This window comes from Quadrisphaera sp. RL12-1S (genome assembly GCF_014270065.1).
GTDB lineage: Bacteria > Actinomycetota > Actinomycetes > Actinomycetales > Quadrisphaeraceae > Quadrisphaera.
Map to the genome: position 1 here is coordinate 34,961 of NZ_JACNME010000002.1, position 22,896 is coordinate 57,856.

General features: G+C 74.6%; 22 protein-coding genes. 18 read left to right on the plus strand and 4 right to left on the minus strand.

Annotated features, from left to right (window positions below; translation table 11 throughout):
* Nucleotides 1-129 precede the first annotated feature (129 nt).
* From H7K62_RS03685 to H7K62_RS03705, 5 genes are read left to right on the plus strand one after another with little or no spacing between them, the layout of a single operon-like run.
* On the plus strand, nucleotides 130-663 hold the full coding sequence (locus tag H7K62_RS03685; protein ID WP_186716601.1) for a VOC family protein: 534 nt from the start codon (nucleotides 130-132) through the stop codon (nucleotides 661-663).
* 60 nt (nucleotides 664-723) lie between these two features.
* Nucleotides 724-1,281: an RNA polymerase sigma factor gene (locus H7K62_RS03690; RefSeq protein ID WP_186716602.1), complete on the plus strand. Its 558-nt coding sequence runs from the start codon at nucleotides 724-726 to the stop codon at nucleotides 1,279-1,281.
* Nucleotides 1,278-2,396 carry a hypothetical protein gene (locus tag H7K62_RS03695; protein ID WP_186716603.1) on the plus strand — a complete coding sequence of 373 codons (1,119 nt, stop codon included), beginning with the start codon at nucleotides 1,278-1,280 and terminating at the stop codon, nucleotides 2,394-2,396. Before H7K62_RS03690 ends, H7K62_RS03695 begins: the two co-directional genes overlap by 4 nt.
* Nucleotides 2,393-3,061, plus strand: coding sequence for a DUF6518 family protein (locus tag H7K62_RS03700; protein ID WP_186716604.1), 669 nt, complete (start codon nucleotides 2,393-2,395; stop codon nucleotides 3,059-3,061). The genes H7K62_RS03695 and H7K62_RS03700 overlap by 4 nt, the downstream gene beginning before the upstream one ends.
* Before the next feature lie 58 nt (nucleotides 3,062-3,119).
* Nucleotides 3,120-3,305, plus strand: coding sequence for a hypothetical protein (locus tag H7K62_RS03705; protein ID WP_186716605.1), 186 nt, complete (start codon nucleotides 3,120-3,122; stop codon nucleotides 3,303-3,305).
* 265 nt (nucleotides 3,306-3,570) lie between these two features.
* On the opposite strand, the gene H7K62_RS03710 is transcribed toward H7K62_RS03705, so the two are convergent.
* Nucleotides 3,571-5,085, minus strand: coding sequence for a cell wall-binding repeat-containing protein (locus tag H7K62_RS03710; protein ID WP_186716606.1), 1,515 nt, complete (start codon nucleotides 5,083-5,085; stop codon nucleotides 3,571-3,573).
* 195 nt (nucleotides 5,086-5,280) lie between these two features.
* Here H7K62_RS03710 and H7K62_RS03715 point away from each other — a divergent pair, with 195 nt between their 5' ends.
* A complete protein-coding gene (locus H7K62_RS03715; protein WP_186716607.1) occupies nucleotides 5,281-5,589 on the plus strand; it encodes an antibiotic biosynthesis monooxygenase family protein in 309 nt (102 codons plus the stop codon).
* A gap of 122 nt (nucleotides 5,590-5,711) precedes the next feature.
* On the plus strand, nucleotides 5,712-8,096 hold the full coding sequence (locus H7K62_RS03720; RefSeq protein ID WP_186716608.1) for an EAL domain-containing protein: 2,385 nt from the start codon (nucleotides 5,712-5,714) through the stop codon (nucleotides 8,094-8,096).
* An 8-nt stretch (nucleotides 8,097-8,104) separates the two neighbouring features.
* Here H7K62_RS03720 and H7K62_RS03725 read toward each other — a convergent pair whose 3' ends face one another.
* Entirely contained in the window at nucleotides 8,105-8,548 is a 444-nt protein-coding gene (locus tag H7K62_RS03725) for a MarR family winged helix-turn-helix transcriptional regulator (protein ID WP_186716609.1), read from the minus strand.
* A gap of 60 nt (nucleotides 8,549-8,608) precedes the next feature.
* On the opposite strand from H7K62_RS03725, the gene H7K62_RS03730 reads away from it, so the two are divergent.
* The gene (locus H7K62_RS03730) at nucleotides 8,609-9,829 is read left to right on the plus strand and encodes an FAD-dependent monooxygenase (RefSeq protein ID WP_186716610.1); all 1,221 of its coding nucleotides are present in this window, start codon (nucleotides 8,609-8,611) and stop codon (nucleotides 9,827-9,829) included.
* Between the two features lie 20 nt (nucleotides 9,830-9,849).
* On the opposite strand, the gene H7K62_RS03735 is transcribed toward H7K62_RS03730, so the two are convergent.
* Nucleotides 9,850-10,539, minus strand: a complete 690-nt coding sequence (locus tag H7K62_RS03735; RefSeq protein WP_186716611.1) for a hypothetical protein — start codon at nucleotides 10,537-10,539, stop codon at nucleotides 9,850-9,852.
* Between the two features lie 409 nt (nucleotides 10,540-10,948).
* Here H7K62_RS03735 and H7K62_RS23495 point away from each other — a divergent pair, with 409 nt between their 5' ends.
* Complete coding sequence (locus tag H7K62_RS23495; RefSeq protein ID WP_222437057.1) at nucleotides 10,949-11,347, plus strand: helix-turn-helix domain-containing protein; 399 nt, start codon at nucleotides 10,949-10,951, stop codon at nucleotides 11,345-11,347.
* Nucleotides 11,348-11,379: 32 nt separating this feature from the next.
* Here H7K62_RS23495 and H7K62_RS03745 read toward each other — a convergent pair whose 3' ends face one another.
* On the minus strand, nucleotides 11,380-12,207 hold the full coding sequence (locus H7K62_RS03745; protein ID WP_186716613.1) for a DeoR/GlpR family DNA-binding transcription regulator: 828 nt from the start codon (nucleotides 12,205-12,207) through the stop codon (nucleotides 11,380-11,382).
* Between the two features lie 265 nt (nucleotides 12,208-12,472).
* Between H7K62_RS03745 and H7K62_RS03750 the strand changes: the two genes are divergently transcribed.
* The 9 genes from H7K62_RS03750 to H7K62_RS03790 all read left to right on the plus strand — a co-directional run bounded on the left by H7K62_RS03750 (nucleotide 12,473) and on the right by H7K62_RS03790 (nucleotide 22,758).
* Nucleotides 12,473-13,747, plus strand: coding sequence for an ABC transporter substrate-binding protein (locus H7K62_RS03750; protein WP_222437058.1), 1,275 nt, complete (start codon nucleotides 12,473-12,475; stop codon nucleotides 13,745-13,747).
* An 89-nt stretch (nucleotides 13,748-13,836) separates the two neighbouring features.
* On the plus strand, nucleotides 13,837-14,796 hold the full coding sequence (locus H7K62_RS03755; RefSeq protein WP_222437059.1) for a carbohydrate ABC transporter permease: 960 nt from the start codon (nucleotides 13,837-13,839) through the stop codon (nucleotides 14,794-14,796).
* A gap of 59 nt (nucleotides 14,797-14,855) precedes the next feature.
* On the plus strand, nucleotides 14,856-15,671 hold the full coding sequence (locus H7K62_RS03760) for a carbohydrate ABC transporter permease (protein ID WP_370591629.1): 816 nt from the start codon (nucleotides 14,856-14,858) through the stop codon (nucleotides 15,669-15,671).
* A gap of 74 nt (nucleotides 15,672-15,745) precedes the next feature.
* On the plus strand, nucleotides 15,746-16,606 hold the full coding sequence (locus tag H7K62_RS03765) for a ketose-bisphosphate aldolase (RefSeq protein ID WP_186716615.1): 861 nt from the start codon (nucleotides 15,746-15,748) through the stop codon (nucleotides 16,604-16,606).
* A gap of 40 nt (nucleotides 16,607-16,646) precedes the next feature.
* Nucleotides 16,647-17,939 carry an ADP-dependent glucokinase/phosphofructokinase gene (locus H7K62_RS03770; RefSeq protein ID WP_186716616.1) on the plus strand — a complete coding sequence of 431 codons (1,293 nt, stop codon included), beginning with the start codon at nucleotides 16,647-16,649 and terminating at the stop codon, nucleotides 17,937-17,939.
* Between the two features lie 118 nt (nucleotides 17,940-18,057).
* Nucleotides 18,058-19,101: a GmrSD restriction endonuclease domain-containing protein gene (locus H7K62_RS03775; RefSeq protein ID WP_370591601.1), complete on the plus strand. Its 1,044-nt coding sequence runs from the start codon at nucleotides 18,058-18,060 to the stop codon at nucleotides 19,099-19,101.
* 39 nt (nucleotides 19,102-19,140) lie between these two features.
* Nucleotides 19,141-20,388, plus strand: a complete 1,248-nt coding sequence (locus H7K62_RS03780; RefSeq protein ID WP_186716618.1) for a multidrug effflux MFS transporter — start codon at nucleotides 19,141-19,143, stop codon at nucleotides 20,386-20,388.
* A gap of 114 nt (nucleotides 20,389-20,502) precedes the next feature.
* Entirely contained in the window at nucleotides 20,503-21,489 is a 987-nt protein-coding gene (locus H7K62_RS03785) for a cell wall-binding repeat-containing protein (RefSeq protein ID WP_186716619.1), read from the plus strand.
* Nucleotides 21,490-21,504: 15 nt separating this feature from the next.
* Nucleotides 21,505-22,758 carry an alpha/beta hydrolase gene (locus tag H7K62_RS03790; protein WP_186716620.1) on the plus strand — a complete coding sequence of 418 codons (1,254 nt, stop codon included), beginning with the start codon at nucleotides 21,505-21,507 and terminating at the stop codon, nucleotides 22,756-22,758.
* Nucleotides 22,759-22,896 lie beyond the last annotated feature (138 nt).

Sequence of the window (22,896 nt, forward strand, 5' to 3'; positions counted from 1 at the left end):
GGGCCTGCGTCGGAAGCGCCCCGAAGACGCACAGGGGTTCGCCCTGAGCGCTCGTCCGGCGCAGGCGTCGACCGCTGCGCAGGCGCCGGTGCACGATCCTCAGGACCGCTCACCGACGAGAGGACCCTCATGAGCACCGGTGCCGCAGCCCCCGCCGTCGTCCTGCACCACGTGTGCCTGGTGGTGGCCGACCTCGAGCGCACCCGCTCCTTCTACGTGGACGTGCTGGGCTGCGAGGAGGAGGTCCGGCCCACCGACTTCGTCTTCCGCGGCGCCTACTTCCGCCTCGGCCTGGCCGAGATCCACGTCGTGCAGGAGCACCGCGAGGGCCGGCTGGCCGAGAACTCCCCGCACTGGGAGCCCGACGAGCTGCGCACGGGCCTCGTCAACCACCTCGCGCTCCTGGTCGACTCGATCCCGCCGTACGTCCAGCGCCTGCGCGAGCGCGGCCAGGAGCGCGTGGGCGGGTACCGCGTGCGGGACGACTACGTGGAGCAGGTCTACATCGCCGACCCGGACGGCAACGTCATCGAGCTGCTGCAGCAGCACGACGAGGCGAGCGGGCGCCGACGCCGCCAGGAGATCTTCGACGACGGCACCGCGGTCCCCGTGGCCCCCGGCTACCCGGTGGTCGACCCGCGGGTGAAGCACGGCTGCTGCTGACCCGGCCTGCTCCGGCGAGGGACCTGTAACGACCACGGCCCTGCCGGACAGTCCCCGGGTGTGACCGAGGACGAGTTCGGCCAGCTCTTCGCCGACCACTACGGCGCGGTGCTCGGCTACGGCCTGCGCCGGGTCGACGCGGCGACCGCGCACGACGTGGCCGCCGAGGTCTTCGTCGTCGCCTGGCGCCGGCTCGCCGCACCGCCCGAGCACCCGCGGGGGTGGCTGCTCGCGGTCGCCCGGCGCGTGCTGGCCAACGAGCTGCGGCGGCGCCAGCGCCTGGACCGGCTGCACCAGCGCCTCGCCGACGCGCAGGGCGACCCGCCGGTCGTGGTCGGCGCGCCCGCGGACGACCGGCTCGCCGAAGCCCTCGCCCGGCTCAGCGCGCCGGACCGCGAGGTGCTGCGCCTCGTCGGCTGGGAGGAGCTGGACGCCGGGGAGGCCGCCGAGGTGCTCGGCTGCTCCCGCGCCGCGTTCCGGGTACGGCTCCACCGGGCCCGGCGCCGTCTGGAGGCGCAGCTGCGCGACCCCGCCCCCGGCGCACCTGGCCCGGGGACCGGACCTCCCCGGGCCCTGGCCACCCCTCGCCACCCCGTCCAGCAGAGGAGCCCGAGATGAGCACGCCCGACGCGCGCGTCCTCCAGGCCCGGCAGGTGCTGCGCCACAGCAACCCCGTGCCCCCCGCCGCCCTGCGCGGGGCCGCTGCGGACCCCGCGGCGCAGGCCCTGCTGCGCGACATCACCTCCGGGCGGCGGGGGCCGCTGCTCACCGCTGCGCCCGCCGGGACCGGGGCCGCGCGGGCGACCGGGCCCGCGCGGCGGTGGGTGCTGGCCGGTGGGACCGTCGCCGCGCTCACCGCGGCGGGCGTGCTGGTGCGCCTGCCCAGCAGCGGCACCGCCGTGGCCGACGTCCCGCCGGTGCTGCCGTACGCGCTGCCGCAGGGCCAGCCGGCCGCGCCAGCGCTCGAGCGCATCGCAGCCGCCGCCGCGGCGCTGCCAGCACCCGACCACGCGCGGTTCGCGTACGTCCGCACCGACGGCTGGTACCTCAGCACCGCGGTGGCCGGCGGCACGTCCTCGTCAGCGCTGGCAGCCACCCAGTCCGAGACCTGGACGGCCCCGGACGGCAGCGGCCGCTCCCGCCAGGTGCGGGGTCCCGTGCAGGTGGCCCGGGCCGGCAGCCAGGAGACCCTCGACGCCGCCCTCGGCCCGCCGGACCGCGGCGGCGACGGCGTCAGCGAGCAGGTGTTCGGACAGGACGGCCTCGTCCTGTTCCCGCCGGTGGACGTCGCGACCCTCCCGTGGGACGACCCGCAGGCCTGGGCCGACGCCGTCCACCGCCACCACGGCACGGGCATCCCGGTGCCGGTGGACGTCGTCGAGGGGGTGGCGGCGCTCTTCGCGGAGCAGCCGCTCGACCCTGTCGACCGCGCACGGGTCTGGCGGCTGGTGGCCGGCCTGCCCGGAGCCACCGACCGGGGCCCCCTCGCCGACCGGCTCGGCCGCCCGGGGCGAGCGATCACGCTGGACGACGACGGCAGCGCGCACGGCCTGCCGCTGCAGCTGCTGCTCGTGGTCGACGAGGGGACGGGCGAGCTGCTCGAGGCCGACCAGGTGCTCACCACGGACCCGGGGGCGCTGGGCGTGCGGGTCCCCGCGGTCCAGGAGCTCACCGTGATCGTGGCGTCGGGCTGGGTGGACGACGACGACGAGCGCCCGGCCGGTGCGGCGTGAGGGGCGTCGCCGGGGTGCTCACGCCCAGCGCCGACGCCGTCGTCCTCCCCGAGCTGTCCCGGGCGGCGACCGCGCGGACCGCCGCGGTGACCGGGCTGGTGGCGGGGGTGGTCAGCTTCGCCGCCTACGACGCGCTGCCGGCCCCGTGGGACCGGCTCGGCGGCTCCGCCGGTCTGTGGTGCCTGCTCACCTGGTGGGCGGGCCGACGCGTCCGGCCGCCGTCGCTGCCCTGGGCAGCGCTGGCCGGGCTGGTCACCCAGCTGTGCCTGCTGGCCGGCTTCTACGGAGCGCTCGTGGTGCTCGCGGGACGCGGTGAGGACCCCCGTCGCGTGCTGGCCTGGGCGGTGCTGGCGCTCCTCGCCGGGCCCCTGTTCGGCGCGCTCGGGACCCTCCGCTGGGTCCGCGGCTGGCCGGCGTCGGCCTCGGCGGCGCTCGCGGGGGCTGCCGTGGCCCTGGAGCCGCTGGTCGGCGTGGCTGAGAGCACCGGCCCGGCCGACGAGGACCTGTGGTGGTGCGCCGCGGCCACGGTGACGGGGCTCGTGGTGGCCGCCGCCGGCGCACCGCGGGGCCGGTGGCTGCAGGCCGTGGCGCTCGCCGTCGTGGTGGTGGCCGTGGGCGCTGGCGCCGTGGCGGTCCTGGCCGGCCGGCAGCTCGGCCTGCTGTGACCTCACGAGTGGGGGCGCGGGCGTTGCCCGCCGGGTCCACCGGCGAGACGATCAGCCCGTGAGCGACGACCAGCCCCGTGACGTCGACGACGGCGCCGCGGCCCGGAGGGCGCGCTTCGGGACGCTGCCCGAGCACGCCGACCCCAGCACGTGGACCACGGCGCAGCCGGTCGAGCACGGCCCCGAGCCGGAGCCGGACCGCTTCGAGGAGCTGCGCCGCAACCTGCTGCTCGGCGGCGCCTGAGACCTCAGAGGATCTGGAGGAGCCGCTCACCAGGGTCGGATGCCGGCCCTCGGCGGTGGTGTTCCGCCGCCTCGGAGGATCGGCCCCTTGGGCGTGGTCGGCTGGTCACGCTGAAGGGGCACATCCTCCGAGGTGCCCGACCGCGGCGCCCGCGGCTGGCCGCGACCGGTTGCCGCGGGGATCCTCGACGCGCTCTCAGCCGCAGGTCAGCGCCACCTGCCGGGCCGCCCAGGCGGTGCGCCGCCACGGCGTCCGGCGGCAGGCCTCAGCGGGTGGGGGTCGCGCCGCCCACCACGAGCGCCTCGCCCACACCGTGCCCGGTGAGCCAGGCGGTGGTCGCGGTGCCCCAGCCGCTGGGGCGGACCAGCAGCACCACCTGGCCGGCGGCGCCGGAGACCAGCGCGTCGGCCAGGCGCGCGTCGTCACCGGAGGCCACCAGCACGCGCTTCGTGGCGACGCCCCGGGCCACCGCGTGGTCGGCCACGGCGGCGGCGGTGCCGTAGCGGTCGTTCCCGGCGAGCCGCTCGTCGGCGCCGAGGGCCGTGGCCACGTCGGCGGGCACCGAGGTGGTCCCGCCGACCACCACCACGGTGCGCCCGCTGGTCGCGGCCGCCAGGGCCGTGGTCACGTCCGCGGCGCGCGGCGGGGCCAGCAGCACGGGCGCGCCGAGAGCCGCGGCGGTGCCGCCCACCGCCACGGCGTCGGCCAGCGACCCGCTGCCGCGCGCCACGTACGCCACCGAGCTGCCGGCGAGCTCCGGCCGGGCGGCCACGGCCAGGGCCGTGCCGTAGCGGTCGGCGCCGGCCACGCGGGTCACGGTCAGCCCGAGCGCCTGCAGGTCCGCCACCACGGCCGGGGAGACGCTGGCCTCCCCGCCGACCACCACCACCGAGCGGATGGACGGCGTGGCCCGCAGCAGGTCCGCCGCGGCCGGTGACAGCCCACCGGTGGTGGTGAGCAGCAGGGGGCCGCCGAGCTTCCGGGCCAGCGGCGCCGCCGGCACGCTGTCCACCAGCTTCTCCCCGGACACGACCACCGCGGTCGTCGGCGCGCTGGCCACCTCCGCGGCCAGAGCGGCGCCGGTGCGGTAGCGGTCCTCGCCCTTGACCACCCGCGTGGGCACCGCCGGAGCCGGCGTCGCCGCAGGGGAGGACGAGGGGGAGGAGGACGGGGACGACGACGGCGTGGCGGTGCCCGCCCACGGGCCGGCGTAGTAGTCGCCGAAGACCACGGTGCCCCACATGCGGCCGGCGCGGTCGTAGGAGATGCCGTAGCCGACCGTGTCGAAGGCGCCGTTGTCGATGTTGGCGCGGTGGCCGGCGGAGTCCATCCACATCTGCTGCATCTGCGGGCCCGAGCCGGAGTTGTAGGCGATGTTCTCCGCGGCGCCGCGCCACCCCCCGGGCATCGTCCTGGTGTAGTCGTAGGCGGGCTCAGCGGGGGAGTGGACCAGCGCGGAGCTGCCCGCACCGCCGTCGGCCTTGGCGGCCATCCGGTCCGACCACTTCTGCGCCACCGCGTCCAGCGCCGCGTCGCGGTGCAGGGCGTCCAGGCCCTTCGCAGTGCGCTCGGCGTCGGTGCCCTGCTGGATCGCGGCGATGGCCGCCTTCTGGGCCGGTGCCTGCGCAGCGCTGACGTCCGCCAGCACCGCCGAGTGCGCGGGCGGCGCGGACAGGACGGCCCCTGCGGCCACGGCGCACAGCGCACCGGCCAGCACCACCACCGTCAGGCGCGTGGACCGGGGCCGGGGGTCCGACGGGGGCTCGGGGAAGACCTGCACGTGCCGGAACCTAGGCCCGGCGGGGCCGCCCCGGGAGGCTTTTGGGATCACCGGCGGCCGCGGCCCGCCGTGGCGCGCCGTGACGCGCAGTGAGGGGAGGCGCAGTGAGGGGAGGCGCAGATCCGCTCCCCGGCCGGAGGGCCCCGGGCGACCGGGGCGATGATCGGACCCCCGCTCGCGCCAGGAGGTCCGCCCGTGTCCGTCGTCATCATCAACGCCCTCGACGTCCCCGACGGCGCCGGTCCCGAGGTGGAGCGGCGCTTCGCCGCGCGCCGGCACGCCGTGGACGGCGCCGAGGGCTTCGAGGGCTTCCAGCTGCTGCGCCCGGTGGCCGGGGAGAGCCGGTACTTCGTGGTGACGCAGTGGGCCAGCCGCGAGGCCTTCGAGGCCTGGCGCGACGGCAGCGCCCGGGTGGCCCACAGCGACGGCGACGGCGGACCCGCCCCGCGCCGCCCGGTGGCCACCGGCTCGGCGCTGCTGGAGTTCGAGGTGGTGGACCTGTGACGGGCCCGATCGGGCGAGAGCGCGCCACAGCTTGTTCAGCCTGGTCAAGGTGAGGTGAGAACGCGTCGATGCACCCTCACCGGTCGAGCGCTCGGGCGGTCAGCACCACGTTCGGAGCCGTCATGACCGCCGTCGAGCCGCACGCAGACCTGGTCGGCCTGCTCGCAGACCACTCCTCAGACGTCGAGGGCGACCCCCGTGACGGCGGGGACGAGCTGCGGCGCCTGCTGCGCGAGCAGCGGCTGGTCAGCTGGTTCCAGCCGATCGTGGACCTGTCCACCGGGGCCGTCGTCGCGCACGAGGCCCTGGTGCGCGGTCCCCTCGACTCCCCGCTGCACCTGCCGGACGCCCTGTTCGGCACGGCCCGCCGCCACGGCCTGCTCTCCGAGCTGGACGCCGCCTGCCGCGCCGCCGCCTTCCGCGGCGCCGCGGTGCACGGCCTGGTGGAGCCGCTGTCGCTGTTCGTCAACGTGGAGCCGGAGGTGCTCGACAGCGCCCCGCTCGACGTGCTCCTGGAGATCGCCGCCAGCGCCCCCGGCCACCTGCGGGTGGTGGTGGAGCTGACCGAGCGGGCCCTCGCCAAGCGCCCGGCGGAGCTGCTGCGCACCGTGGAGCGGGTCCGCGAGGCCGGGTGGGCGGTGGCCCTGGACGACGTCGGTGCCGAGGAGCTCTCGCTGGCGTTCATGCCGCTGCTGCGCCCCGACGTGGTGAAGCTGGACCTGCGCCTCGTGCAGGACGCGCCCGGCCCCGACGTCGCGCAGGTGATGAACGCCGTCAACGCCTACGCCGAGGACAGCGGCGCCCTGGTGCTGGCCGAGGGCATCGAGCACGCCGACCACCTGCGCCTGGCGCAGGCGCTCGGCGCCGGGCTGGGCCAGGGCTGGCTCTTCGGCCGGCCCCAGGCGGTGCCCGCCGACCACCCGCCCACCGGGTCCCTGCAGCTGCCGCGCCGCGGCACGGGCGCCGGTCCGGACCCGCTGACCTCCAGCCCGTTCGCCCTCCTGCCCGAGGGCGTGGAGCTGCGTCGCGCGCCCAAGAAGCTGCTCGTGGAGCTCAGCAAGCAGCTGGAGCGGGAGGCGCTGCGCCAGGGAAGCACCTGCGTGGTGGCCTCCACCTTCCAGGAGGCGCGGCACTTCACGCCCGCCACCACCGGCCGCTACCGCGACCTCGCCGAGCGCACCGCCTTCGTGTGCGCCCTCGGGGAGGACCTGCCCGCCGAGCCGATGCCCGGCGTGCGCGGCGCCACCCTGTCCGCGGACGACCCGGTGCGCGGGGAGTGGGACGTGGTGGTGATCGCCCCGCACTTCGCCGCGGCGCTCCTGGCCCGCGACCTCGGCGACGACGGACCCGACCCGGCCCGCCGCTTCGAGTACGCCCTCACCTACGAGCGCTCCACCGTGGCCGCCGCCGGGCGAGCGCTGCTCGCGCGGGTGGCGGCCCAGGACGAGGCGCGGCCCGTCGTCGTCCCCCAGCAGGCGGTGGTGCCGGCGGCCGAGGTGGGCGGCTCCCGCCGCGCCTCGCGCCCGGCGAGGCCGGGGGACGTCCCGAGCGGCCCCACCGGCAGCGGCGTCCTGGGCGGCGAGGTGACCGACGCGCTGCTGCGCCGTGCGCTGGCCGCCTCCACCAGCGGCGTCTGCATCGCCGAGCTGCGCCGCCCCGACCAGCCGCTGGTGTACGTCAACCCCGCCTTCGAGCGGCTGAGCGGCCTGCCCGCCGAGCAGGTGCTCGGCCGCAACTGCCGCTTCCTGCAGGGCCCGGAGACCGACCCGGGGGTGGTCGCCTCCATCCGCTCGGCCATCCGCGCCGGCCGCGAGTGGACCGGCGTGGTCCTCAACCACCGCGGCGCCGACCGCGAGCCGTGGTGGAACGAGATCCACCTGTCTCCGGTGCGCGACGACGACGGCGTGCTCGCGCAGTACATCGGCGTGCAGACCGACGTCACCGAGCACGTCCTCGCCCAGCGCGAGCTGGCCGCCGAGCGCGACCGCAGCGCCGCGCACCTGGCGCGCATCGAGCAGCTGGCGTTCACCGACCCGCTCACGGGCCTAGACAACCGCCGCCGCTTCGAGACGCGCCTGGAGACCGCCCTGTGGGACGCCCGCGCCGGGGGCAGCGCGCTGGCGGTGGTGCTGCTGGACCTGGACGGGTTCAAGGCCGTCAACGACACCCACGGCCACGCCGCCGGTGACGAGCTGCTGGTGGCCCTGGCCGCCCGGCTGCGCCGGCGCCTGCGCCGCGCGGACCTGGTCTGCCGCCTCGGCGGGGACGAGTTCCTGCTGGCCCTGCCCGGTCTGGACCCGGTGGTCGCCGCCGAGCAGGTGGCCGCGGTGGTGGCCCAGGTCTGCCAGGACGTCACCGAGCCGGTGCCCACAGGCTTCGGCGAGGTCGCCGTGGGCGTCAGCGCCGGGGTGGCGCTGCACCCGGCCGACGGTGACGCCGTCACCGCCCTCGTGCACGTGGCCGACCAGCGGATGTTCGCCCAGAAGCGGGCCCACCGCCGCCGCTGACCGGCGGGTCAGGGTGCTGCGGTGGCGCCCCGGTCGAGGGCCTCGGTGGCGCGCCGCAGGAAGGCGAGCACCACCTCCCGCTCGTCGGGAGGCAGCTCGCGGCTGACCGCGTCGAGGCCGGCGATGGGGGCCGACCACGCGGCGTCGTTCGCCGCGCGGGCGCCCTCGTCGAGGACGACGAGCGTGCGCCGGCGGTCGGTGGGGTGCGGGTGCCGGTGCACATGGCCGGCGGCGGCGAGCCGGTCCACCAGCACCGTGGCCGAGGCGGTGCGGATGCCGAGCCGCTCGGACAGGTCAGCCACCCCCAGCGGGCCGTGGTTCCCGAGCAGGTAGAGCGCGGTGACGTCGGTGGTGCCCAGGCCCTGCTGCCGCGAGACCCGCGCCAGCAGCTCGCGGCTGGCGTCGGTGAAGGCCTGCAGGGCCCGCGTCACGTCGTCCGGCTCGAAGTGCACCGGTCACCCCTGTTCGCTAGATTGTCTATCTACTAGGCAGTCTAGCGACGAGGAGTGGCCGTGGCCATCTCGAAGGTCCTCATCAGCGGCGCCAGCATCGCCGGCCCGGCGCTGGCGCACTGGCTGGCCCGCGCCGGCACGTCGGTCACGGTGGTGGAGCGCGCACCCGAGCTGCGCGCGGGCGGCCACAACGTGGACGTCCGCGGCGCCGGCCGCGAGGTGCTGCGCCGGATGGGCCTGGAGCAGCGCGTGCTCGCGCACACCACCGGCGAGGAGGGCACCCGCTTCCTCGACGAGCGCGGCCGCGTGCTCGGGGAGTTCCCCGCCTCCACCTCCCAGACCGGCGGACCGACCGCCGAGGTGGAGGTGCTCCGGGGGCGCCTGAGCCGCCTGCTGGTGGACAGCTGCGACGGGCTGCCCGGTCGCGTCGAGTGGCGCTTCGGGGACCAGGTCGCCGAGGTCGACGACACCGGCGACGACACCGGCGGCGGGGTCGACGTCACCTTCGCCTCCGGCGCGCGCGAGCGCTTCGACGTCGTCGTCGTCGCGGAGGGCCTGCGCTCGCGCACCCGACGGCGCGTGTTCGGCGAGGGCCACGTCCGCGAGCTCGGCGCCTACTGCGCCTACCTCACCGTCCCCCGCGAGCCCGGCGACGACCGCTACTGGACCTGGCAGGTGCTCGGCCGGGGCCGCAGCGCCCACCTGCGCCCCGACGACGAGGGCACCACGCGGGGGCTGCTGACGTTCCTGTCCGACGTGCCGGGCCTGGACGAGCTCGAGCCCCGGGCCACGGCGCACGTGCTGCAGCGCCTCTACGCCGGCACCGGCCCCGTCGGCGAGCGGCTCACCGCCGCGCTCGACACCCAGCCGTACTACGTCGAGGCGCTCGGCCAGGCGGTGCTGCCGCGCTGGTCGAGGGGCCGGGTGGTGCTCGCCGGCGACGCCGCGCACTGCGCGTCGCCGATCTCGGGCATGTCCACCACGCTCGCCCTGGTCGGCGCCCACGTGCTGGCCGGTGAGCTGACGCGGCCGGGTGCCTCGCCCGCCGCGGCGCTGGACGCCTACGAGCGGGTCCTGCGGCCCCTGGTCGACGCCGCGCAGAAGCTGCCGCCGGGCACCCCGCGGATCGGCAACCCGCGCCGCACCGCCGAGATCCGGGTGCTGGGCGCGCTGGTGGGGCTCGCCTCCAGCCGGGCCGTGCGACGCCTGAAGCTGGGGGAGAAGCTCATCGCGCCGCCGGCTGACGCCGTCGACCTGCCCGTCTACGCCCACCTGGCCTGAGGCGCGCCGAGGGACCGCTCTCAGCAGAGCGCCGCACCGGCGGGGCCGCCGGTGCAGGTCACCACCTCGGCGGCCCACACCAGGCCCTCGGGCGCCTGCAGGCCCACCTGCACCGGCTGGCCGTCCCCGGTGAACGGCCGCACGAGCACGTCGTCGGGGCAGCGCTGCGCGGGGGCGTCCTCGCCGTCCAGGCTGAGGCGCACCGGCACGGGGCGCAGGCACGCCAGCACCACCGCGTACGGGCGCCCCGGGGCGGTGAGCAGCACGGGCAGCCACCCGGTGCCGCGGCGCACCGTCAGCGGCACCGCGGGCAGCCGGGTGGACGTGCCGAGCACCGCCGCCCGCACCACCCCGGACGCCGTCTCGGTGTCCACCCACAGCCCCGGCACCAGCTCGGCGTCACCGGCGGCCAGCACCTCTCGCGTGCTCGCCCCGGCGGGCAGCAGCGTCCCGCCCGGCCCGCCGCCCGGCGGCAGCGCGATCCCGGTCGCCGCGTCCGCAGCGGACGTGCACAGCCCGCCGCGGCCCAGCACGTCCTCGGTCGGGCGCACCACCAGGCACACCGTGCCCGGGGTCGTCCCCAGCGCCACCCAGTACGACGCCGCGGGCGCCACCGCCAGCAGCCGCTCGGTCCCCCGCCGCACGCCCACGTCCTCCGCGAGGCCGTCGTCAGGGAGGGCCGTGCCGGCGCGGGCGGGCTCGTCGAGCACCGGGACAGCTCCTGGGCGCTCGCCGACCCGTCCAGCCGGGTGGGGCCGCGGTCCGCGGCGCGCCGCTGCGCCACCACGCCCACCCCCAGCGCCACCAGCACGACGACGACGGCCGCGGCCACCACCCGCCGCCTGCGGCGCGGCGCGTCCGTCCCGGCGCGCACAGCAGGCCGTCGGCCGCCGCCGTCAGCGTCGTCGCGGTCGCCGTCGTCGTCGTCGCCGTCGAGGTCGAGCTCGTCACCACCCCCGGCGGACCCCCTCACCGCGGCCCCCACGACGGCACCGTCTCACGGCCGCAGCCGTCGGCACCCATGACGTCTTGTGCTCAGGGCGTAGCGCTGCGTCGCGTATGGTCACAAACTGTGCAGATGCGCGACGACGTGACGCCGGGCGGCTGCGGATGACGACGGTGAACGTCGTCGACCTGCGGGCGCACGACGACCTCGACGGCCTGTCCGAGTTCGAGCTGCTGGACCTGTACCTGCGGGTGCGGCGCCTGCTGGCCGAGCGGCTCTCCAGGCACGAGGGGTCGGAGTCGCTGGAGATGTTCTTCTCCCGCATGGCCGAGGTGGTCGAGCCCGCCGCGCCGGCGCACCCGGTGCCCAAGGCCCGGATCTCGCCGCGCGAGCGGGAGGTGCTGCACTTCCTGGCTCAGCAGAAGACCAACGCCGAGATCGCCGCCACGCTGTTCATCAGCGAGAACACGGTCAAGAACCACGTGTCGAGCATCCTCGCCAAGTACGAGGTGGGCACCCGGCACGGCGCGGTGATGGCCGCCATCCGCGAGGGCACCCTCACCGTCGACTGACCAGCAGGCGCTGCTGGGTGCGGAGGTGGTGCTCAGGGCGCCGGGACGACGACCTCCACTCGTGCCTCGGCGAGCGCACGGGCCATGTCAGCTGGGGGCGGGGCGTCCGAGACCAGGTAGTCGACGCCGCCCAGCTCTGCAACCTGCGCGAACATCCGGCGCCCGAACTTGGAGCTGTCCACCAGCATCGCCACCTCGGTGGCGCGGTCCATCATCTCCCGCATCATCGCGGCCTCGGACAGGTTGGACCCGGAGTAGCCGCCCTCGAGAGACGCGGCGCCCACGGCGATGAGCGCCAGGTCGCACTGCACGTCCACCTCACCGCCCGTGAGGCCGCTGCGGAACACCACGGGTCCGACGGTGGTCTGCGAGCTGTGGCGCACCGTGCCGCCGAACAGGCACAGGTCACGCACCGCAGCCGGATTCAGCTCGGAGGAGAGCAGCAGGTTGTTGGTGGCGACGGTGAGGTCGCGGTGGTCGCGCAGCGCGCGCCCGACCGCAAGCACGGTGGTGCCGCCGTTCAGCATCACCGCCGACCCGTCGGCGACCAGGCCGGCCGCCAGCTCGCCGATGACGTCCTTCGCGCTCGCCTGCATGCGCCGCCGCACGTCGACGGCGGTCTCGATGCGCGGCACCGCCGACGGGCTCATCGCACCACCGTGCGTGCGGATGACCACGCCCTCGGTGCCGAGCTGGTCAAGGTCTCGGCGGATGGTGTCCAGGGACACCTGGAAGTGCTTGGCCAGCTGGGTCACGCTCACCTGGCCGTGCTCCGTGACGTAGGACGCCAGCTCGACCTTGCGACCTGCGGGGATCCGGCGAGGCCCTTGCGGAGATTCGACAGCGTTTGCAGCAGACACCTGCAAAAAGTAGCATGAAATTGCAAGAGTCGTCTAGGTTCCGACGAGCGCGTCCGCCACTGCTGGTGCTGCGCGAAGCCTTGGCCAGTGCGCTTCGTCGCGCGTCAAGGCTGGTTTGTTGACCTCGGGACGCGCAGGCTTCTGCGGCTCGCTGCTTGACCTTGCGTAAAAGCCGCACTAACTTGCAGCCATCCCGCTGGGAGAGCGCACTGAGGCGCAGCAAGCGGAAGCAGATGGAGGACTACACATGGGCAAGGGTGCTCGGATGCGGCGCGCGCTCGCGGCGGCCGTTGGCGTCTCGGCGCTGGCGCTGGTCAGCGCGTGCGGCGGTGGCTCCAGCGCGGACACGGGGTCCGGCGGGAGCAGCGGCGGCGACGTGACGCTCGAGTTCTCGCAGTGGTGGGAGCCGGAGCTGCCGGCCGGGGAGCTGCGAGGTCTCATGGACGACTTCGAGGCCAAGAACCCCGGCATCAAGGTCAAGCTGCTCTCGGGGCCCTACGCGTCCACCAAGGAGCAGGTCACCGCCGGCGCCGCCTCGGGGACCATGAGCGACGTCGTCGGGCTCGACGGGGCCTGGGTCAACGAGTTCCACGACCAGAACGCCCTGGCCGACCTGTCGGGGCTCATGAAGGACGCCGGCTACGACGACAGCCAGCTGGCGAGCCAGGTCAAGGTGGACGGGTCCACCTACATGATCCCCGTCGTGAACTTCGCCTACATGATGTTCACCAACGACGACCTGCTGGCACAGGCGGGCGTCGCCGAGCCGCCGAGCACCCGCACGGAGTTCGCGGCTGACGCCAAGGCCATCACGGCCGGCGGCAAGGCGAGCGGCTGGATCCTTCCACTCTCGCTCGACGCCCCCAACGGCGTGCAGAACGACGTCATGTCGTGGAACTGGGCGTCCGGCGGGTCGATGCTCAAGGACGGCAAGCCCGACCTCACCAACGCCGACGTGACCAGCACCATCGACTACGTCAACGAGCTCAACAAGGCGGGGGTGCTCGCCCCGGGCACCGCCACCCTCAAGGAGCAGGACAAGGTCGAGGAGTTCACCAACGGCCGCGTCGGCATGATGATCGACTCCCTGGCGCACATCAACACCATCCGCAAGGACGCGCCGAACCTGAAGTTCACCGTCTCGGCCATTCCCGCCAAGGACGGCTACACCGGCAAGCGCGGTGTGCCGTACGCCTCGTGGGGCATCGGCGTCGCTGAGAACAGCAAGCACAAGGCGCAGGCCTTCAAGCTGGTCGAGTACCTCCTCAGCGCCGAGACCAACGGCAAGCTCGCCACCGCTGCGAACGCCTTCCCCGGCAACAAGACCGCCGTCCCGGACTACGTCAAGAACGACGCATCCTTCAAGCAGGCGTTCGACGTCTGGAGCGCGGGCACCCCCGCCAACGAGTTCGTGGGGCTGCCGGTGGCGGAGACCCTCATGCGCGACCTCGGTGAGCAGCTGCAGCTCGAGCTGCAGGGCAGCCAGGACACGGCAACCACGCTCAAGAACGCGCAGGCGGCCTGGATGAAGGAGTTCTGAGCCGGACCCCGACCGGCCAGCCCACCCCCTGGTCGCGCCCACTGCGGTGCGACCGGGGGCGGTCCACTACCGAACCAGGAGATCTCGTTGTGGCAACCCCCACCCTGCCGAGGGCGCTGGACCCGTCCGGTGCTGCCTCGGACCCGGCCGCGCCCCCGCCCGGCCACGCCGCCCGTGCCTGGCGCCGCAGGCTGACGCCGTACGGCTTCCTGTCCCCAACGCTGGTGCTCCTGGCGGTCCTCATGGCCACCCCGATCGCCATGGTGGTCTGGTACTCGCTGTTCAACCGCGTCATCACCGCCCGCAGGTCGACCTTCATCGGCTTCGACAACTACGCCCAGGTCCTCACCGACCCGGTCTTCTACACCGCCGTCAAGAACACCGCAGTCTTCACAGGGACGAGCGTGGTGGCCCACTTCGCCATCGGGCTGGCCTTCGCGCTCCTGCTCAACACCCCGCTGCTCAGCCAGCGGGTGCGAGCGGTGTTCCGCGTCTTCTACATCCTCCCGTGGCTCTTCACCATCGCCATCACCGCGGTGCTGTGGCGCATGCTGCTGAACCCCCACGGCGTGGTGAACTACCTGCTGGGCACCCTCGGCGCGACGGACGGGCGCACGGAGTGGCTCAGCTCGCCGCACACCGCGCTGTGGGCGGTGACCTTCATCAACATCTGGTCCGGCTACCCGTTCTTCATGGTCTCGCTGCTCGCGGGCCTGCAGGGCATCTCGGCGGACCTCTACGAGGCCGCCCGCGTGGACGGCGCCGGACCCGTGCAGCGGTTCTTCAGCGTGACGCTGCCGCAGCTGCAGCCGATCATCGTCTCGATGGCCCTGCTGGACGTCATCTGGACCACCCAGCAGTTCGCGCTGATCTGGATGACCACCGGCGGTGGTCCCGTCTCGGCCACCGAGGTGCTCAGCACCTACACGTACAAGCTGGCCTTCGCAGACTTCGACTTCGCGGTGGCCTCGGCGGCCGCCGTCGTCGTCTTCCTCTTGTCGATGGTGCTGGCTGTCCTGTACGTCCGACACCAGAAGGCGAGGGACTGATCGTGACCACGACGATCCCCACGCGGCAGCTCCCCGCGGGGCTGAGGCGCCAGAGGGCGCTGCAGAAGACCGCCTTGGTCGTGGCGCTGTTGCTGGGCGCCTGCTTCGCGGCGCTCCCGGTGCTGTGGATGCTGTCGACCTCGTTCAAGGCCAACAGTGAGATCTTCGAGTTCCCGCCGCGGCTGGTGACCGAGAGCTTCTCGTTCCACGCCTATGCGACCATTCTCACCGACCCCGCGAAGGTGCGGTTCTTCGTCAACAGCTACGTCGTGGCGGGCGCCGTCACGGTGCTCACGCTCTTCGTCTCGGTGCTCGCGGCCTACGCGTTCAGCCGCTACGAGTTCCCCGGGAAGCGCGCCGTCAACGTGGTCATCATCAGCGTGCAGGCGGTACCGCCGATAACCCTGCTCATCCCGTACTTCGGTCTGGTGGTCGGCCTCGGCCTCTACAACACCTACCCGGGGCTGATCTTGACCTACATGGTGTTCACGCTGCCCTACGCGATCATCATGATGACGGGCTACTTCAATACCCTCCCGCGCGAGCTGGACGAAGCTGTGAAGGTCGATGGCGCCGGGCCGCTGACCGCTCTCTTCAAGATCCTCGTGCCCATCTCGGTGCCCGGCCTCGTCTCGGTGGGCGTGTACACCTTCATGATCGCCTGGAACGAGTACCTGTTCGCGCTGACGCTCACCCGCACCCCCGACATGCGGACCGTGCCGATCGGCATCCAGCTGCTCATGGGACAGCACTCCTACGAGTGGAACGAAATGATGGCGATGAGCGTCCTCGGGTGCGTCCCTGTGCTCGTCCTCTTCGCCTTCTTCCAGCGCTACTTCATGGGCGGCATGACCGCCGGCGCCGTCAAGGTCTGACGAGCCCCTTACGCCACCCCCTTCCCAGACCCCCAACGACCCCCTGGTCGTCGAAGAGAACCGAGGAGACCGCTGTGCTCATCAACGGGACCGACCTGCTGTCCGTGGCCAACAAGAACAACTTCGCCGTGCCGGCGTTCAACATCTCTGACTGGAACATGGCCCAGGGCGTCTTCGCCATCAGCGAGGAGAAGAAGGCGCCGGTCATCATCGCCATCCACCCCGACGAGCTGTCGCACACCGGTGACGAGCTCATGGCTGCCATCACCCAGCGCGCGCACCGCTCCTCGGTGCCGGTGACCATCCACTTCGACCACGGTGGCACCTACGAGCAGATCATCCACGCCATCCAGGCCGGCTTCACCTCGGTGATGTTCGACGGCTCCACCCTGCCGTTCGAGGAGAACGTCCGCCTCACCAGGCAGGCGGTCGACGCCGCGCACGCAGTGGGTGTCTCCGTGGAGGGGGAGCTGGGGACCATCGGCAAGACGGACTCCGAGGCCGAGGCGGGCACCGCCCAGATCATCTACACCGACCCCGAGGATGCGGTGTCGTTCGTCGCCCAGACCGGCGTGGACAGCCTCGCCATCGCCATCGGGACCTGCCACGGCATCTACCCCTCGTGGATGAAGGCCGAGCTCAAGCTCGACCTCTTGACGGAGATCAAGGGGAAGGTCGGCGTGCCGCTGGTCCTTCACGGCGGGTCGAACAACCCCGATGCCGAGATCGGGGAGTCGGTGCGACTCGGAGTCAACAAGATCAACATCTCTAGTGACATCAAGGTCGCCTACCACGCCAAGATGCGCGAGGTGCTGGCCGACGGCGGGCTGCGTGAGCCCAACTCCATCCAGCCGCCGTGCATCGCTGCCATGAAGGTCACCGCGGCCCAGAAGATCGACCTCTTCGACGCCGCCGGCAAGGCCTCCCTGTACTGACCCGCCCCACCTGACCCGAGCACCTCGGCGGAGCCGCCTGATGAGTCGCACCCCCCTCGACGAGGTCCCCCCGGTCGGAGACGCTCGCCGCGTGGTCCTCGGCCTCGGGGGGTGCCTCGACTACGAGGTCAGCTGGGACTCCAGCGTCCTGGCCGACCTCGTGGCCGAGCATCGGATCACCTCTGCCGACCTCGACGCCACCGCTGGACGCGCCTTCGCGGTGGTCACCGAGCGCGACCTGGTCTGCTCGATCCTCGGGTTCGTCCGGGCCGACAGCGGCGGCGAGCGCTTCGTGGACTCCTCAGCGGTCCTCGAGGCGTTCGCCGCCCGGAGCGAGCGGCGCACCACGGTCGGGGGGACCTGCGTGCGGGCCGCCCTCGCCATGGCAGTCCTCGGCGTTCCCAGCACGGTGCACCTGGTCTCGATCGACGACCAGGTCCGTAGCCTCATCCCGCCCAGCGTGCGTTGGATCTGCAGCGCTTCGGAGGACACCGTAGACCCGCACGTCATCATCCAGGTGCCGCCAGGAGCGAGCGTGCCGCTGGCGGACGGTGGCGTTGTCGCCGCCCGGCGGGCCAACCGGCAGATCTACGCCAATGACCCGCCCAACCGGTCGATGCTCCTCAGTCCCCGGCTGGGTGAGGAGCTCACGGGCGCACGCGTCTTCGGCGTCTCCAACTTCAACTCCATGCAGGACGAGGCCTTGCTGCGCTCCCGCCTGGACGACCTGCTCGCCCACATGACCTCGTTGCCCGCCGACGCACTCGTCCTCTTCGAGGACGCCGGGTACCACCGTCCGGCGCTGCGTCGGGTGGTGCACGAAAGGCTGCTCCCGTTCGTCGACGTGCTGAGCATGAACGAGGACGAGCTCCAGCAGCTGGTCGGCCACCCCGTCGACCTGCTCGACCCTCCCGCAGTGCTCGCCGCGCTGCGCCAGCTGTCCGCCGCGCTCCCTGAGCGCACCACGCTGGTGGTGCACACGGGGCACTGGGCCGCCGCTCACGGGAGGCATGCCGAGCGTCTCCGTCCGGCACTGTCGACGGCGAACGCCCTCGCCGGCACCCGCTACCTGCGCGGTGACGAGTTCACCGCCGCAGACGTGGCCGCGGTGCGCGAGCTGCCTCGCCAACCGCGCGCCGCCGAGCTGGCCACAGCGCTGGAGGCGGCCTCCAGACCCTGCGGTAGAGCGATCAGCTGCGTGGCCGCGGCGCACCTCGACGCGGCCATGCCGACGACGATCGGCCTCGGCGACACGTTCGTCGGCGGGCTCGCCATGTCCCTGGCCGATCTCGACCCCACCACACGCCCCAGCCCTCGGCCGAGGTGTGGCTGAGCAGCCACCGCAGGACGCCTCGGCGCGTCGTGGTCACTGAAGGTGATCACCTCCCTACCGTGTGACGCGACTGCGGGCGGACGTCCTCCCGCTGCCAGCACTCACCCCGGGAGGCCGTGTGGCCAGACGCTCCAGCACGCCCGTCGCGCGGACCGTCGCGTTCACCGCCGCCACCACCGGCCTCGCGGCCGTGGTGGTGGCCCTGTCCGGCGCCGCCGGGGCGGCGCCGCCGGTGTCCGCCGCGTCGTCGACCTCCACCACCCGCCCGGTGGTCGCCGCGACCGCCACCGCCACTGCCACCGCGACCGCCGCGTCGTCGTCGTCAGCGGGTGTCCAGACCGCGCTGGGAGCCCTGGCCTCGGTGACCGTGAAGGGCCGCGCGCCCAAGACCGGCTACACCCGCGACCAGTTCGGCGCTGCCTGGGCCGACGTCGACAAGAACGGCTGCGACACGCGCGACGACGTGCTCAAGCGGGACCTCACGGCCGTCACCTTCGTGCCCGGCACCCGCAGCTGCGTGGTGGCCACCGGCACCCTGGCCGACCTGTACTCCGGCCGCACCATCGCCTTCAGGCGCGGCCCCAGCACCAGCGCCGCGGTGCAGATCGACCACGTGGTGCCGCTGTCGGACGCCTGGCAGAAGGGCGCGCAGAGCTGGACCGCGGCCCGCCGCACGGCGTTCGCCAACGACCCGCTCAACCTCCTCGCCGCCGACGGACCGCTCAACGGCGCCAAGGGAGACAGCGACGCCGCCACGTGGCTGCCGCCCAACACCGCGTTTCGCTGCGCGTACGTGGCGCGGCAGGTGGCCGTGAAGCTCAAGTACGGCGTGTGGATGACCGCGGCGGAGCGCGACGCCAGCAGGGCCGTCCTCACGACGTGCCCGAAGGAGCCGCTGCCCACCAGCGCCGCCGCGCCCCGGCCCAGCTCCCCGACGGCCACCCCCAAGCCGACGACGACGGCGACGACGGCGACCGTCAAGCCCGCCGCGAAGCCCACCAGCACGCCGACCAGCAAGCCGACCAGCAAGCCGACCAGCAAGGTCAGCTACAAGAACTGCACCGCGGTGCGCGCCGCCGGCAAGGCGCCCATCCACCGCGGCGACCCCGGCTGGGACCCGAAGTTCGACCGCGACGGAGACGGCACCGGCTGCGACCGCTGACCGGGCGCCCGGGGTGGCCGGGGCGCAGGATGGTTGCTCATGGCGACCACCGAGCGACCCGGCCACCCGAGCTCGACGACGCGCCGACCGTCGCTCCTGGCCCTCGCGCTCGTGACGGGCATCGGCCCGTTCGCCACCGACACCTACCTCGCCGCGCTCCCGCAGGTCCGTGAGGCGCTCGCGACCAGCTCCACGGGCGCCCAGCTGACCATCACCGGCTTCATCGTGGGGCTGGCCGTCGGCCAGCTGGTGGCCGGGCCCGTCAGCGACGGGCGGGGGCGGCGCGGCGTCGTCGTCCTCAGCGCCACGGCCTTCACCCTGGTGTCGCTGCTGTGCGCCCTGGCGCCGAGCGCCCCGCTGCTCGTGCTCCTGCGCGTCCTGCAGGGACTCGTCGCCGGAGCGGGCGTGGCCGTGGGGCGGGCCGTGGTCAGCGACTCCCACGAGGGACCGGCGGCTGCGAAGGCGTTCGGCACCCTGGCCGCGATCACCCTGCTGGCTCCGGTCGTCGCCCCGGCCGTCGGCGGGCTGGTCCTCGAGGTGGCCGACTGGCGGGCGGTCTTCGGTCTCATGGCCGCGCTGGGGGCGCTCATGCTCGGCGCGGCGCTGGTCGGCGTCCCGGAGACGCTGCCGCGCGAGCACCGCCAGCGCGGCGGGGTCCGGGCGCTGGGCGCGCGCGTCAGCGACCTGGCTCACGACCGCGCCTTCGTCCACCCCGTCGCGGTGCAGTGCCTGGCCACGGCGGGCTTCTTCGTCTACATCGGCGGCTCGTCGATCGTGCTGCAGGGCGCCCTCGGGATCAGCAGCGGCACGTACTCCCTGGTGTTCGCCACCAACGCCGCCGCGATGGCGCTCACCAGCCTGGTCTTCCGCCTCACCGTGGTGCGCCTCGGCGCGAGGGCCCTGCGGCGCGCCGGCCTGCTGCTGTCGACGGCGGGTGCGCTCGTCCTGCTCGTCACCGCGGCAGCGGCCGCCCAGGGCGGCGGCTCCGCCGCCCTGGGCGCGGTGTGGCCGCTGCTCACCGTCGTCGTCGCCGGCATGGGGTTCACGCTGCCGGCGAGCACCGTGCTCGCGCAGGAGGCGGGCCGGCGCTCGGCGGGCACCGCCAGCTCGCTGCTCGGCGGCTCGGGCTTCCTCGTGGGGGCGGCCGTCACGCCGCTGACCGGGGTCGTCGGGGACGAGACCGTGCTCGCGATGGCCGCGCTCATGGTCCCCGGCTTCGTCGCGGCGACGGCCGTGGCGCTCACCGGCGGTCCGCTCCGGCGGGGCGCTCGCTGCGAGAGCACCTGACCGGGACCCCCGGAGATCCTCCGAAGTCCCTGGGGGAGCGCGCGTCACCCTGCGGAGCGCGTCGCCTGCTGCGACCGTTGACCTCTCAGACCGGCATCAGGGGCGGGGGGTGGCGTGAGCAGGTCTCCGCGCGCGCGCACGCTCGCCGCCCTCTCCGCCGCGGCAGTGCTGCTGGCGGTGGGTGCCGCTCCCGCGCAGGCCGGCGGCAGCGCCCCCGGCAGCGACCGCTGGTGGGGCGCCGACAGGTTCGGCACCGCCGCCTCCGTCAGCGACAACGCCTTCCCGGACCCGGCGGTCGACGTCGTCGTCGTCAACGGGGACAGCTACGCCGACGCCCTGGCCGCCGCCCCGCTGGCGGCCTCCCTCGGCGGTCCGGTGCTCACCGTCACGGCCACGGGCATCCCGTCGTCCACGCTCGCGGAGCTGCAGCAGGTCGGTCCCGGGGTGATCTGGGTGGTCGGTGGCCCGGCGGCGGTCAGCGACGACGTGGTGGCCCAGCTCCAGCGGCACGCGGCCTGGGGCGTGCACCGCCTCGCCGGCGACGACCGGTACGCCACCGCCGCGGCGGTCGCCACCAGCGAGTTCACCGGGCAGAGCCACGAGGTCTTCATCGCCTCCGGCGAGGGCTACGCCGACGCGCTGTCCGCCGGGGCCGCCGCCGCCCACGACGGCGCCCCGCTGCTCCTCACCACCGGCGGCGCACTGCCGGACGCCACCCTCGCGGCCCTGCAGGCGCTCGACCCGCGGCGCATCACCGTGGTCGGCGGGGGGTCGGTGGTGTCCTCCGACGTCACCGACGCCCTCGAGCAGCAGCACCCCGGCGAGGTCACGCGCATCGCCGGCAGCGACCGCTACGAGACGGCCGCCCGGGTGGCCGAGGCCGTCGACAAGACCGGCGACGAGGTGGTGCTGGCCAGCGGCGAGGACTTCCCCGACGCCCTCGCCGGCGCCGCCCTCGGCCTGCCCCTGCTGCTGTCCCGGCAGCAGTGCCTCCCGCGGGCCACCGCCGACGCGTACACCGCGCTGCGCACCACGTGGGTCGACGGCCTCGGCGGCACGAACGCGCTCAGCGACGCCGCGCTCGCCGGCACCACCTGCTGATCCCATGCTGGGGGCGTGCGCCGCCCCGGGGTCGAGAGGTCCGCCCGCCACCTGATCGCCCGCGGCGGAGCCGTCCTCCACCGCCCCGTGCACCCCGGCGGCGGCCCGACGTTCCCCCTCACCCACCTGCGCGGCACCCCGCCGGCCCGGCGGCGCGGACTGCCGGTGCTCGTGGTCCCCGGTGGGCCCGGCCTGGCCTCCGCCGTCCCGTACCGCACCTGGCGGCGGCGCGCCGCAGCCCTCGGCATCGACGCGCTCATGATCGAGCACCGCGGCGTCGGCCTGTCCCGCCGTGACGCCGCGGGCCGCGACCTCCCGGTGTCCGCGGTGACGGTGGAGTCCGTGGTGGACGACCTGGTCGCGGTGCTGGACGACGACGACGTCGAGCGCGCCGTGCTCTACGGCGCGTCCTACGGCACGTACGTCGCGCAGGCGTTCGCGGTGCGCCACCCCGACCGCGTGGCGGCGCTCGTGCTCGACTCGCCGATGCTGTCGGTGGTGGACGACGTCGCCGCGGTCCGCGCGCACCGCCGCCGCCTGCTCTGGGACGGGGAGGACCCCGCGCTGGCCGGTGTGGCCGCCGCGGTGCGCGAGCTGGGCTCGGGCGCGGCGGGGCGCGACCGCCAGCAGCAGGCGGAGATGGCGCGGGAGCTCACCGCCGTCGTCACCCTCGTCCACGAGTTCGCCGGGCCCGCCGCCCTCGAACGGCTGCTGAGGGCCCGCGCGCGGGGCCGGCTGCGGTGGCTGTGGTCCCGGCTGGCGGACCTCGGGGCGTCCGAGGCGTCGGAGTCTGTGCAGCGTTTCGTCATGGAGCCGGACCTCGTGGCCGGCATCGCCTACGGCCAGCTCGGCTTCGGGCAGCCGCCGGACGGCGGGCCTCTCGACCCGCAGCTCATCCACGCCGAGGCCGCCACCCACCAGCCGGCGTTCGCCGGTGAGCCGTTCGACCTGGTGGCGGGCCTGCGCCGGGCGGCGTTCCCGGTGGTGGTGGTCTCGGGGGAGCGCGACCTCACCACCCCGCGCCCGGTGGCGGAGCGGGTGGTCTCCCTGGCGCCGCAGGGCCTGCTCGTGGCGCTGCCGGCGACCGGCCACAGCGCCCTGGAGGTGCACCGGGAGGCCTCGCTCTTCGTGGCCCGCGCGGTGGCCGACGGAGACCTCGACCGCCTGCGCGACCCGGTCTCCCTGCGCCACCTGCACCGCCTGCCCCGACGGGGCCTGTCACCCCTGGCCGGCGCCGCCCTGCGCGCCCTCGTGAGCGTGACCTCGTGACTTCCTGACGCGCGGCGTGCCGCCGGGGGCGGGAGCGCAGCCCCCAGGAACCAGCCGCAGCCGCAGCGGGGCCGCACGTCGCCTCGGTGGCGGACCTCGCGAACGGGTGTTCTGCTGGCCGACGGGGAACCACCCCGC

Bases quoted from the DNA above. Each gene is read 5' to 3' on its own strand.
- H7K62_RS03780 (WP_186716618.1), top strand. From the start codon at position 19,141: ATGGCGACCACCGAGCGACCCGGCCACCCGAGCTCGACGACGCGCCGA.
- H7K62_RS03720 (WP_186716608.1), top strand. From the start codon at position 5,712: ATGACCGCCGTCGAGCCGCACGCAGACCTGGTCGGCCTGCTCGCAGAC.
- H7K62_RS03770 (WP_186716616.1), top strand. From the start codon at position 16,647: ATGAGTCGCACCCCCCTCGACGAGGTCCCCCCGGTCGGAGACGCTCGC.
- H7K62_RS03685 (WP_186716601.1), top strand. From the start codon at position 130: ATGAGCACCGGTGCCGCAGCCCCCGCCGTCGTCCTGCACCACGTGTGC.
- H7K62_RS03750 (WP_222437058.1), top strand. From the start codon at position 12,473: ATGCGGCGCGCGCTCGCGGCGGCCGTTGGCGTCTCGGCGCTGGCGCTG.
- H7K62_RS03695 (WP_186716603.1), top strand. From the start codon at position 1,278: ATGAGCACGCCCGACGCGCGCGTCCTCCAGGCCCGGCAGGTGCTGCGC.